The organism is Veillonella sp. ICM51a (assembly GCF_000524355.1).
In the GTDB taxonomy this organism is placed as follows: domain Bacteria; phylum Bacillota; class Negativicutes; order Veillonellales; family Veillonellaceae; genus Veillonella; species Veillonella atypica.
In genome coordinates this window covers 11,773-25,372 of sequence record NZ_JAPX01000030.1, presented here as the reverse complement: position 1 = coordinate 25,372, position 13,600 = coordinate 11,773, and the positions used below count along the sequence as shown (strand labels likewise).

9 protein-coding genes and 1 other RNA gene are annotated in these 13,600 nt (G+C 42.4%); all 10 read right to left on the bottom strand.

All coding sequences use genetic code 11. The annotated features are described in order from the left end of the window. Window position 1: 1 nt before the first annotated feature. The 10 genes from HMPREF1504_RS04980 to hemE all read right to left on the bottom strand — a co-directional run bounded on the left by HMPREF1504_RS04980 (window position 2) and on the right by hemE (window position 13,466). Window positions 2-262, bottom strand: a complete 261-nt coding sequence (locus tag HMPREF1504_RS04980) for a hypothetical protein (RefSeq protein WP_038123946.1) — start codon at window positions 260-262, stop codon at window positions 2-4. 1 nt (window position 263) lies between these two features. Beyond that, window positions 264-860: a recombination mediator RecR gene (recR, locus tag HMPREF1504_RS04975; RefSeq protein WP_005384103.1), complete on the bottom strand. Its 597-nt coding sequence runs from the start codon at window positions 858-860 to the stop codon at window positions 264-266. Next, window positions 861-1,190: a YbaB/EbfC family nucleoid-associated protein gene (locus tag HMPREF1504_RS04970; protein ID WP_005377304.1), complete on the bottom strand. Its 330-nt coding sequence runs from the start codon at window positions 1,188-1,190 to the stop codon at window positions 861-863. 69 nt (window positions 1,191-1,259) lie between these two features. Further along, on the bottom strand, window positions 1,260-3,674 hold the full coding sequence (gene dnaX / locus HMPREF1504_RS04965; RefSeq protein WP_038123940.1) for a DNA polymerase III subunit gamma/tau: 2,415 nt from the start codon (window positions 3,672-3,674) through the stop codon (window positions 1,260-1,262). 179 nt (window positions 3,675-3,853) lie between these two features. Beyond that, window positions 3,854-3,953, bottom strand: an RNA gene (gene ffs / locus HMPREF1504_RS10210) — signal recognition particle sRNA small type. Between the two features lie 111 nt (window positions 3,954-4,064). Beyond that, entirely contained in the window at window positions 4,065-8,648 is a 4,584-nt protein-coding gene (gene gltB, locus HMPREF1504_RS04960) for a glutamate synthase large subunit (protein WP_038123937.1), read from the bottom strand. A 357-nt stretch (window positions 8,649-9,005) separates the two neighbouring features. Then, entirely contained in the window at window positions 9,006-9,737 is a 732-nt protein-coding gene (gene hemQ / locus HMPREF1504_RS04955) for a hydrogen peroxide-dependent heme synthase (RefSeq protein WP_038123935.1), read from the bottom strand. Between the two features lie 294 nt (window positions 9,738-10,031). Next, entirely contained in the window at window positions 10,032-11,540 is a 1,509-nt protein-coding gene (hemG, locus tag HMPREF1504_RS04950; RefSeq protein ID WP_005375264.1) for a protoporphyrinogen oxidase, read from the bottom strand. After that, on the bottom strand, window positions 11,537-12,433 hold the full coding sequence (gene hemH, locus HMPREF1504_RS04945) for a ferrochelatase (protein ID WP_227068369.1): 897 nt from the start codon (window positions 12,431-12,433) through the stop codon (window positions 11,537-11,539). The genes hemG and hemH overlap by 4 nt, the downstream gene beginning before the upstream one ends. Next, the gene (gene hemE, locus HMPREF1504_RS04940) at window positions 12,420-13,466 is read right to left on the bottom strand and encodes a uroporphyrinogen decarboxylase (RefSeq protein WP_038123929.1); all 1,047 of its coding nucleotides are present in this window, start codon (window positions 13,464-13,466) and stop codon (window positions 12,420-12,422) included. The genes hemH and hemE overlap by 14 nt, the downstream gene beginning before the upstream one ends. Window positions 13,467-13,600: the final 134 nt, after the last annotated feature.

Sequence of the window (13,600 nt, the reverse complement as noted above, 5' to 3'; positions counted from 1 at the left end):
TTTATAAGCCGTAGTATAGAGCGGCCAGTACCATCGGAATGGGGCCAAATAGTACGGTCAAAGCCCACACACCAAAGCCAATATCCATTGGTATATGCAATACATAGATACATACCATGTATGTCACAATGCCTAATACTACATTTAGAGCTACCTTTTTAATAGTAAAAAAAGCAAGTTTCAAGGCGATAACAATGACCAATACAGATATAATCGCCTCAGTCATAGGCGCTGCCAATAATGGCGCGAGTAATACGTTCATATTATCCTTTCATCTCCTGGCGGTTTACAACGGCACCGCCCAAGGTCAATTCATCGGCATATTCGATATCTCCACCTACAGGAACACCGCGGGCAATACGCGTTACCTTGATGCCAGTCGGCGCTAGTAGACGTGCCAAATATAAGGCCGTCGCCTCCCCTTCTACATCAGGGTCCGTTGCGAGAATAACCTCTTGTACGACACCATCACGCAAACGAGCAATCAGCTCTTTAACGCGAATGTCTTCAGCACCGATGCCCTCTAAAGGTGACAACGCCCCCTCTAAGACATGGTAGAGCCCCTTGTAATCACCGCTGCGTTCAATGGCAATCACATCACGAGACGTTTCAACCACCATAATCGTGGTTTGATCCCGATTAGGATTAGAGCAAAATTCACAAGGGTCCTGCGCAGATAGATTAAAACAGATAGAACAATGGCGGGTTGCCCCTTTAGCTTCAACAATGGTATTGACCAATCGGTCCACCTCTTCTTGCGGCATTTCCACAAGATGGTATGCCAAGCGACGGGCAGATTTTGATCCAATGCCTGGCAATCTGCGCAACTGTTCTACGAGCCGTTCTAATGCGTTTGTCATTTAGAATAAACCTGTTGGCAAGTTAAGACCACCTGTTACCTTGCCCATTTCTTGAGACAATAGGTCATCTACTTTTTTGCTTGCTTCATTAACAGCAGCCATTACCAAATCTTCAAGCATTTCCACATCTTCAGGATCAACTGCGGACGGATTCAACTTCAAAGATTCAATCATCTTTTCGCCATTCATAACAACGGTAACAGCACCGCCACCTACGGATGCTTCTACCGTACGTGTTTTTAACTCTTCTTGCATTTTTTTCATGTCAGCTTGCATTTTTTGAACTTTTTTCATCATGCCTGCCATATTGCCCATACCTTTACCGAACATTGTATTTCCTCCTTATAGGACTATGAAAGTCCTTGCAAAATAAATTAACTATATACTGAAAATTGCAATTTACTCTTCTATGACCTCTACATAAATGTCATGGTCTTCTGAAAGTTTCTCTAATGTTTTAGCCAACAGTGGGTTTTGTTGTTCTTCAACGCCCATATGTTCAGGGTCCCACTGGTATTCACGCTTTGGGACGGCTTCTACCTCCACGGTGGCACCGCTATCCATAGGCCGATTGATAACTTCACCATCATCGGTCATTACCTGTGTTCCGTCTAAACTCATAACGGGTATACCACCGTCATCATGAGCCGTCTTTTTCTTAGCAGATGAATCCTCATCTCCCTTACTGCTCGGTGGTTTTATACCTCTTGCTTTAAGAGCAGCTAACGCAGCCTCTCTAGCATTATTGCGAGCTTCGGAGCTTATAGGCTCTGGCGGTTTTACACCACCAGATACATCTTGGGTTTCAGATTGTATAGTAGCTCCAGACTTCTCTTCAGTATCCTGATTCGCTATAGGCGTAGAGGATATTGTTTCACCATTATCAAGTAAGTCTGTTTCTACCGGTGGTAGCGGGGCCTCAACAACCGGTGTAGGCTGTGGCCTCTTAGGCTGTACAGCTCGATTGGACCGCGCTCCGCTAGCCATCATATATTCTTTATAAACATCTGTCTCTATATCGACAATCTCTAAAGACACGGAATAGCCCAACGCATATTGGAACGCTAATGCAATTTCCTTGCGATTTGCTTCATTAGTAGCCAATGTAAGAGATATTCCCTTTTTAAAAGCTACTACTGCTTTTTCACGATCTACATAAATAACTTGGCCTTGACCAATAATATTATATGCTAATCCCTTATCGCTGTCCTTTAGATATTTTATCACAGTAGTCTGAATGGTTCTATATTCCCCAGAGTCCACCATGGTTTCACCGATAACAGCGACTTGGCTAATACCTGTATTCTTCTGACGGCCCGTATGTCTCGTCGTTCGAGACGTACCAGTCTTAGGTTGTACTGCACCAGAATTCTTCATCGGTGGTGGAGTCATACCAACACCATGCATAGGTGGCGGCGTCAAACCTATAGTAGCCGTTTGATTACTACCGCTAGGTTTCGATTCCGCTACAATAGGTGAAGGCTTATAATTTGTTGGCACCTCATGAATCGTAACAGATTCGTATTCCTCCATAGGCGGTGGAATGAAATCATCATCTACCACATTTGATCTTGATGCATTAGGTGTAGCCACAAAATTAATAGATGGCGCCGCCATCGGTGGACCTTGTTGTTCCAATTTGGCCAGCCGATTGAGTACGCCTTCACGTGACTCGCGTTCAGACTGTTCTAATGCAGCCAAACGGTCCTCCACATCGTCATGAGCCTTGGATACGCCTGCACATAAAACCAATAGGCCCATTTCAATAACCGTGCGTGGATTATCTACCTGTTTCGCATCGCTCATGATGGATTGTAACTGTTTAATATATTGATTGATGGTACCAAACTCAATGTCTTTTGCTTGTTCTAAGAATTCAGTGCGGAACGAATCATATACCTTTAATTCCTCCGCATCAGGAGCGACCTTAGCAATCAATAGAGCCCGTAAGTGTTGCGTAAGGGCCTCCATAATTTGAGCCCCATCACGCCCTTCACTGAGTGCATTTTGAATATATTTCAATACAGCTGGGCCATCTCCATTATGCAAGGCAGATAGGAATTTAATAATCCAGTCCTTACTAACGAGGCCAATGAGTTCCTCTACAACGGCCGGTGTAATCTCGCCACTGGCCATGCCCACACATTGATCGAGAATACTTAACGCATCGCGCAAGCCACCATCCGCATGAACCGCGATGAGACGTGCTGCATTATCTTCTAAGGCAAAGCCTTCTTTATCCGCAACATATTGTAACCGCTGTGCAATATCATCAGATGTGATACGTCTAAATGTATATCGTTGGCAACGAGATACGATGGTAACAGGCAGTTTTTCAATCTCAGTGGTCGCAAAGATGAACATCACGTGATCTGGTGGTTCCTCTATCGTCTTTAATAGGGCATTCCACGCTTCATTGGTAAGCATATGGGCTTCGTCGATGATGAATACCTTTTTACGCCCCTCTACAGGCATAAACTTTACGCTTTCACGTAAAGCACGAATCTCATCGATACCACGATTCGACGCCGCATCAATTTCGAGGACGTCCATAGACTGACCACTCAAAATCGATTTACATACGCTACATTCATTACAAGGATGGTCGGTAGGGCCATGTTCACAATTAATGGCACGTGCAAAAATCTTAGCCATACTTGTCTTACCAGTCCCGCGCGGGCCGGCAAATAGATACGCATGAGCCACCTTATCCTCGCGAATAGCGCGCATCAACGTATCTGATACCTGATGTTGCCCAACCACATCGGTAAACGTCTGCGGACGATACTTACGATATAGCGCCATATATGCCATAGGAACACCCCCTTTTCCCTGTAAACAGTCCGTAATTAGCAATACTTTATTATACCATATTACACAAAAAAGAGGGCGTCCTTTCACGTCCTCTTTGCATGTAACTAATACCCGTTTTAGCTTCAATAATAGAATAAAAAAAGCGGCCCCCAAGGCCGCCTTGCAATATTCGATCACGACAGCCCCCGGGTTCCCCGTGGCACATGAAGGTTACCGCTTAGTGCTGCTACCTCTCAGTCCTGACACGATTCACAGGCCCCCATTGCACGGGCCCGAGAACTGCCATGATCCAATATTGCAATACAAATATTATACATGAAAATGCCTCTATAGTCAAAACTATAGAGGCATTCTACATTACATTCTCTCTAAGTTATATTAGATTAGAACTTATTTTGCATATTTTTCTTTAAATGCAGCCAATTGAGCTTCTTCTAAGGACAAGCCTTGTTCTTTGAATCGTTCAATAGCAGCATGCATTTCTTCGTATGCTACAGGAACAACCTTAGTAAATCTATTTGCAAAGTTATTCCAGTTTTCAAGGATATGACGGCCTTTTGTGGAATTAGTATGCAATACATGTTGTTCGACTAATTCTTTGATTCGTTTAAGGTCATCATTATTAGCAGGACGTAATTCTACAAGACCAGTATTTACATAACGTTCATCGCAATCGAGGATGTACGCATAGCCACCGGACATACCGGCTGCGAAGTTACGACCAATTTTACCGAGTACAAGAACCTCGCCACCTGTCATGTATTCACAACCATGGTCGCCTACACCTTCCACAACAGCTGTAATACCACTGTTACGAACAGCGAAACGTTCACCAGCTACACCATTGATATAGGATTTACCAGATGTAGCACCATAGAAGGCAACGTTGCCGATAAGAATGTTTTCATCAGCTTCAAAAATAGATTTCTTAGGAGGGTAAACAACGATGGTACCGCCGGATAAACCTTTACCGAGGTAGTCATTCGCATCCCCTTCGAGTTCTAATGTCATGCCTTTTGGAATGAAAGCACCAAAGGATTGACCTGCAGAACCTTCAAAGTTCAACTTAATTGTGTTATCTGGAAGTCCGCTTTCACCATAACGACGTGTTACCTCAGAACCAACTAATGTACCTACTACACGGTTAATGTTGTTGATAGCCAATTTAGCGCGAATAGGTTTTTGATCTTCGATAGCAGGACGGCACATACGCAAGAGTTTGGACATATCCAATGTGCGTTCTAATTCATGATCTTGATCGATGGTATGCATATGACCAACAGACGCATCGATGTATGGATGGAACAAGATACGTTTCAAATCGACACGAGACAATTTGAAGTTATCGTCTTGAGATTTTTGACGAACCAGATCGATACGGCCAACGAGTTCAGCTACGGAACGGATGCCTAAGCGAGCCATGATTTCACGCAATTCACGTGCAATGAAGATCATCAAGTTTTCTACATATTCAGGTTTGCCGTTGAAACGAGCACGTAATTTTTCATCTTGTGTAGCCACGCCATAAGGGCATGTATTGAGGTTACATACACGAGCCATTTTACAGCCTACAGCTACAAGTGGTAATGTACCGAAACCAAACAACTCAGCACCAAGCATAGCCGCAACAGCTACGTCGAAACCAGTCATCAATTTAGAGTCTACCTCTAATTGAACGCGGTCACGCAAACGGTTGAGCATCAATGTTTGATGAGTTTCAGATAAACCAAGTTCCCAAGGCACACCAGCATGTTTTACAGATGTACGACCAGCCGCACCTGTACCGCCGTCATAACCGGAAATCAAGATATTATCTGCTTTTGCTTTCGCCACACCAGCTGCGATTGTACCAACGCCAGCTTCGGAAGTCAATTTAACGGAAATGCGAGCATCTTTATTGACGCATTTCAAATCGTAAATTAATTCCGCCAAGTCTTCGATAGAGTAAATATCATGATGTGGTGGAGGAGAAACAAGTTCTACACCTGGTGTGGAGTGACGAGCCTTACCGATTTCAGGATATACCTTTTTACCTGGTAATTGACCACCTTCACCTGGTTTAGCACCTTGTGCACATTTGATTTGCAATTCTTTGGCATGAATCAAGTAATTAGCAGTTACACCGAAACGACCGGATGCAATTTGTTTTACTTCAGAGTTCATGCTATCCCCATTAGGCAATGGTTTAAAACGTGCAGAATCTTCGCCACCTTCACCGGAGTTAGATGTAGAGCCAAGACGATTCATCGCAATAGCGATTGTTTCATGCGCCTCTTTACTGATGGCACCATAACTCATAGCGCCTGCTTTGAAACGTTTTACGATGGATTCTTCAGGTTCAACCTCTTCAATAGGAATACCGCCGCCTACAGGATAGTTCAATTCCATCAAGGAACGCAATGTTACATGGTAATCGTTGCGGATAGCTTTAGAGTATTCTTTATATTTAGCATAGTCGCCGTTGATAAGAGATTCTTGTAAAAGATCAATTGTTTTAGGGTTGAATAAATGTTCTTCCCCGTCTTTTACAGGGCCGTACCAACCGCCTGGTTCAAGAACAGATTCGTCTTTTTTGAAAGCTCGATCAAAACGAGCCAACGCTTCTGTAGTAACACCATACAAACCAATGCCACCAATACGTGTCGGTGTATTTACGAAATATTTTTTAATGAAATCAGAGTTAAGACCTAATGCTTCAAAGATTTGAGCACCATGATAGGAACGCACTGTGGAAATACCCATTTTGGACATAACCTTCATAATACCACCGACGGCAGCCTTAATGTAGTTTTGTTCCGCCTTTTCTAATGTAATATCACCAAGGCGTTTGCGCGCATGTAAGTCTTTGACTGTTTCAAATGCCAAATAAGGGTTGATAGCAGTTACACCATAACCGATCAATGTACAAAAATGATGTACCTCACGAGGTTCACCAGATTCAAGAATCAAGCCAATTTCTGTACGCAATACTTTGCGAATCAAATGATTATGAACAGCTGCCACAGCTAAAAGTGCTGGAATTGGCGCATGGTTCGCATCAACACCACGGTCAGATAAAATCAATACGTTTTGATCTGTACGTGCTGCTTCTTCTGCTTTTTCACACAACTCTTTAAGCGCTTCGCGCATTCCGTCTACACCCTTAGATGGGTCAAAGAGGATTGGCAATGTCACAGATTTCATACGACGGCAAGCAAGAGCTTTGATAGATGCCAATTCTTGGTTTGTAAGGATTGGTGTACGCATAGACAATGCATATGTACCAGTCTTATTAGGATCTGTTAAGTTGCCGGAGTTGCCAAGCATTACGCGTGTAGATGTAACCATTTCTTCACGAATCGAATCGATTGGAGGATTTGTTACTTGCGCGAACATTTGCTTGAAGTAGTTGTATAGTAATTGTGGTTTTTCAGAGAGGATTGCCAAAGGCGCATCGGCACCCATGGCACCTACAGGATCTTTACCATCCTTTGCCATAGGTACAATCATGCGTACCAAATCTTCTTGAGTATAGCCAAATGCTTGTTGTTGCCTAAATAAATCTTCTACAGCTGGCACATCGCTTTCATCAGCTTGTGTAATTTCAGACAAATGAATAACATGTTCTTTTATCCATTCATCATATGGCAATTCAGTTGCAATGCGTTGTTTAATTTCATCATCGGAAATGATACGTTGTTCTGCCGTATCGATAAGAAGCATTTTGCCTGGTTCCAAACGGCCTTTAGCGCGAATATTTTCCGCATTTTCATTCACAACGCCCACTTCGGATGCCATGATAACGCGGTCATCTGTTGTTACATAGTAACGAGCAGGACGCAAGCCATTACGGTCGAGAACACCGCCGATAACAGTACCATCAGTGAAGCCCATAGCAGCAGGACCATCCCATGGTTCCATCATAAAGCTATTGAATTCGTAGAAGTCATGTTTTTCTTGGCTCATGAGCTTATTGCGTTCCCAAGGTTCAGGAATCATCATCATAATCGCATGAGGCAAGGAACGACCTGTCATGTGCAAGAATTCCAATGTGTTATCGAACATAGCAGAGTCAGAACCGCTATCATCTACTACAGGGAATACCTTTTTAATATCAGGGAACAATGGAGACTCAGCTTTACCTTCACGAGCATTAATCCAGTTTACGTTACCGCGAATTGTATTAATTTCACCATTATGAACTAAAAAACGGTTAGGATGCGCCCGAGCCCAGCTTGGGAATGTGTTCGTACTAAAACGGGAGTGAACCATTGCCAATGCAGATGTAAAATCAAGGTCGCTCAAATCAAGGTAGAAGTCACGCAATTGACCAGGAGTCAACATACCTTTATATACAATTGTTTTAGAGGACAAAGATGCAATATAAAAGTCGCTAGATAGTTCCTTACTCAATGGAATAATGCGTTTTTCCGCCAATTTACGGATAACATATAACTTACGTTCAAATTCCGCATTATTCGTTACATCAGGGCCTTTACCAATGAGAATTTGGATCATCCAAGGACGAATAGCAGCCGCTTCCTTACCAACTTTAGTACCATCTACAGGCACTTCACGCCAACCGAGAACGACTTGCCCCTCTTCGCGTACTACTTCTTCAAAAATACGTTTTTGCTCATTGCGAAGACTTTCATATTTATGCGCAAAAATCATGCCCACACCATATTCGCCTGCTGCAGGTAAACTAATGCCCAACACTTCGCATTCACGTTTAAAAAATTCATGTGGGATTTGTACCAAGATACCAGCACCATCGCCTGTATCCTTATCTGCACCAGCACCACCACGATGCTCAAGACGCTCTAAAATACGCAAGCCATCATCGATGATATCATGGGATTTTTTGCCCTTAATATTTACGACAAAACCCATACCACAGGCATCTTTTTCAAATTGGCTGCTATACATGCCATTTGCTTCAAGTCTAGCCTGATCTAAACGTTGTTGATCAATAACGCTACCATTCATCTCCATAGCTTTTGTACTCCTTCTCATATCACTTGATGTTTCACAACCTCTATAATCATTATATATAAGCCTTGTGAAAGTTAATTCCATTTCAATATTCATATAAAATTCAAATTCTATAGAATTTAGTGTCTATACACAGTATACCAAAGTCCACTGTAAATTGATAATATAAAAACCGCAATCTAACTTGCGGTAAAATCATAGCCATATGCGTATTTTGTATACATGATTCATTATAGGAAAACAAAAAGGGGTAAAATTTTTCCACCAGCCGATTTTACTTAGCCCTCAAGGCTTCGTATGGCTAGCGTCAAAACTTTAACCCCTTCCCTTTACAGTACTACTACTGGTAGTTATAGATTAAGCAAACACTTCATCAAAGCGTGCTTCATCAATCAACGTTCCTACATAGAAATCGCTGAAGATACCATATCGTGCACTCGCTTCTTCAAAGCGCATATCGTAAACAATTTTCTTGAATTGGATGTCATCATTACTAAAAATAGTAACGCCCCATTCCCAATCATCAAGACCAACACCACCTGTAGTGTACTCAGATAGTACCTCTAAATATGGTCTACCAGTGATGCCATGCTCACGCATCATACGACCGCGTTCCTCTGGAGGCAACATATACCAATTATCATTGCCTTCACGCTTCTTCGTCATATTATAAAAACAAATATATTTATCCTTTGGTACAGTTGGATACAATTTCGCATCCACCTCAGGCGTATCAAGCTTAGCTTTCACATATGCACTAACCTCGGTTACAGACGTATAAGAATACGTTTGAACAAGCACAGACGCAATCGTTAAACGACGGAATTTGCGTTCCCATTTCGCCAAATCCTCAAGAGACGGCGCCAAAATCCACAACAAAAGATCGCCCTTATAACCATTCACATCATAGAATGCATAACTGCCTTCTTTAGCTTGGTGCATAGACTCCAACTCAGCCAAAAACGCCTTTAACTCACCGCGAGCCTCAGCCTTCTCCTCTGCATCAAAACAATTCCAAGCACTAAAATCCATGGAAAACACCATATGTTGACTATGCCAACCCTCAACAGTAGGAATTGCCTTACCCATAATACCACTCCTTTTCACATAAAATATATAAAACACAATTTACAATTACAAAATCGAGCCCCTAGCCCGAAGACCGTTTTCCTCTAACCTAGGCTAAAGGACCTTGTACTAGCTAGAGACTAAAATCCGCTACAGTAGGCAATGGATAAGCCTTCTGAAGCGACTTTAGTAAGTCGAGGCCCTAGGCCGAAGACCGTTAAGCTAGCTGGAGCTGAAGGAGACTTATCCATCGCCGGCAACGTAGTACTTATACCAACAACCTATTGACGCCCATACCGAATCGGCTACGTAGAATTACAACCGTTGCACAAGTTCCTTAGCCTGCTTCACCCCATCCGGTATCCCAATCCCATCAAACGGTGTCCCAATGAGATACAAATTAGGATAATGTTCTTTCACATGCTCCCGAACGGCTGCAATAGCAGCACGATGGCCCACATTATATTGAGGCATACAATGTATTAAACGATTGATCTTAATCCACTCTGGATTAGCTTTAAAGTTCATAATACGTTGAATTTCTTTAAGAGCTAATGCAGAAAGTTCTTCATCACTATAGCGCTCCACCACATCATTACCAGGTTTACCGATAAAAACGCGAAGAACGATTTTATCATCTGGCGTTGTTTGTGGCCATTTTTGATTTAATATGGTACACGCCGTTAATGGTGTATCCGTTTTACGAGTAATCAACAAGCCAGAGCCTTTTAGTTCGCCATCAAAGGTCGCTTTATCAAAGGCCATGATTGCAATAGCACAACTGGATTGTTCCATATTGCGTACGCCATCAAATCCAGTATCTCTAATAAACCAATCTTTATACGTAGCTGGTGGTGTAGAGATAACCAACATATGGGAGGTTTCTTCTCGACCATTCACATTATAACGATACACTGCATCAGCATACGATATATCTCGAACAAGGGCCTTAGTAGTCAATGTAACATTAGATGGCATTTGTTCCACAATCGCACTTACCACGCTTTCAAGACCACCCGTTAATTGTCTAAACATACCGGATTGTGATGCGGTTCCTTTTGATGCTTTTAGATTTCCATTCGTTCGCTGAATACTAGATTGTTTCTTATCAAATTGAGCATCCGTCATCGTTCCTTTACCAGCACGGGGAACGTCGCCTTCATTAACAGCACCTTTGGCAGCCTTAGAGACACCTGCCTTTTGATGGCTCATCTTAGCAGCAATCATGCCCTTAACCATATTGCCATATTTTTGTTCTACTTGAATAAAATGCGGAAACGTAGATAATAGACTGATTTTATAAATATCGCCACCATAAATACCCGCCAATAATGGCTCAATTAATTTATCCATCATTTCTTGACCTAAATGATAGCGGAAGAAATGACCAATCGATACATCACCGTGAGCATCTAAGGGATACGGTTTCTTAAAATAATCAAGACCAGCACGCACTTTACCAGCCCAGGAAATTAAGGTCGCTTTCACAAAAGGCATCATTTCCGTAGGAACGCCCATGATGGAACCACCTGGAATTGGGTGAATGTTACCGCGGTCATACACATAGGCCTGCCCCGTTTCATTGGATACAAGCGTATCTGCTAGACCAAGATCTGTAATGAGATCCGTCATTTCCGTTTTGCGGCCCAAGTAGGAATCCGGGCCTAACTCAACAACAAAGTCATCTACTTGTTGCGTTTGAATTTTACCGCCAAATCGAGGGGCCTGTTCATATAATTGTATCTGCCAATCTGGTTTGGCATGGCCTAAATAATAGGCTGCAGTAAGCCCCGTAAGGCCACCACCAACAATCGTTACCTTCACTTATTAATCCTTTCTCGTATAGCCTTTGCCATGGCCTCCATAAATAGGGTATTTCCATTGGGCATAGGCAGACGTTCATATGTAGCCCCAGCATTTTCAACGATATTCCGACAAATAATATCATTATCATACAAAATTTCTACATGATCGCTAACAAACCCAAAAGGAATACATACAATCCGTTTTGCTCCATCTATAAGAGCCTGTTCAATGACACTTTCAATGGTAGGACCTAACCATTCACCATAGGGCGCCGCACTTTGCCATGCCTGATACCAGTGATTAAGGCCTACCATTTTTGCAATTTGATTTGATGCGGACATGACTTCATCTTCATAGCTACCAACCGTTGAAGTAGGTACACTATGGGCAGAGAAAATACAGGCTGTATCAGCTTGTAATGGATTCGCGGCCATCAACTGTGAACGCCAGTATTCAAAAAACTGTGGTCTATTCCACCAAGATTTGATAATTTCACAAGATATATCCGGATACGCTCGTAATATAGAATGTAATTTCCGTTCATACGCGCCCGTTCCAACCATAGAATAAAACGGCGATGTGACAATGCATAAAATAGAAGTATATCCTGCAGCTGCTATGGATTCTACAGCTTGTTCCATACTATTAGGCATATGAAGATAGGCCAAATACATCGCGTCTATTGCCAATAGGGATTTAAGAGTTTTCTTTTGATCTTCCCCCATCGTTTGCAACAGCTTATTATCCCATTGTCCGATGGCATCGTAACGAGCAGTTAGAACCTTCAATTCTCGTTCTGTCGGAATTTTTCCGCGTCGAATGCTCGTCAAATAGGGTAATAAATCAGATGGTTGACGAGGTGTACCAAAAGATAATAACAGTATAGCCTGCCTCATATTATCGGCTTTCACGAGTCCACAATTCACGGCTCTTTTCATGAACATAGTCTGTCAACCAATGTAATTTTGCTGGGTCTGCCTCAGGGAATACGCCATGCCCTAAGTTAAATACATGTTTACCATGGCGAACGCCATCCATTAAGATTTCATCTACCACCTTGGCTATTGTTTTTGTATCCCCGTATAAATAAGCCGGATCAAGGTTTCCCTGTACTGTTTGTGTAACACCTCTATCCTTAGCCGCTCCAAGAGAGCTTCGCCAATCTAAGGCGATAACATCAAGAGGTAATTTAGCCCAAGTAGAAACAAGGTGGTCTGTACCGACACCATTCATAGCGAGCGGCAAGTTAGGGAATCTAGATTTTACTGTGGAAATAATACGTTTCATATGAGGGAAAATAGCTTGCTCATATTCTGTACTATTAACGGCCCCCACCCAAGAGTCAAAGATTTGTAAAGCATTAGCACCAGCGCGCGCTTGCATTGACAAATACTCGATGGACATATCCGCTAGTTTTTCCATTAGTCTATTCCAAATTTCGGGTTCGCTGATTAACATCCCACGAGTTTTGTTATAACTTTTCGTAGGACCTCCTTCAATAAGGTAAGACGCGATAGTGAATGGTGCACCACAAAAGCCAATAAGAGGTACATCAAGCACCTCAGTAGTCAACAACTCAATAGTTTTGGAAATATACTCTACCTTTGTTGCATCAAACGCATATAATCGTTCAATATCTTCCATACGGCGTATTGGAGTATCAAATACAGGACCTACACCAGGTTTAATATCCACATTCACGCCAATAGCCACCATAGGGCTCATAATATCCTTATAAAGAATAGCCGCATCAACGCCATATTCTTTAACAGGCAGTTCTGTCACTTGTGCGCAAAGTTCTGGTTGTTTGGTAATTTCGAACAATGTGTACTTCTCTTTTATCTTACGATATGCAGCCTGACTGCGCCCTGCTTGGCGCATATACCATACCGGTGTTATGCCAGGGTTCTTGCCCTGAATCATATCTAAATAAGCAGTATTCAAACTTCCACCCCTTTCTACAAAACACACCCATACATGTATATAAGATTTTATATTAGAATGTCACGCTTATATTAAAAGTGTACCCCAAAAGTGATGAATATGCAAAACCACTTATTATCTATATTTTTAGGGAT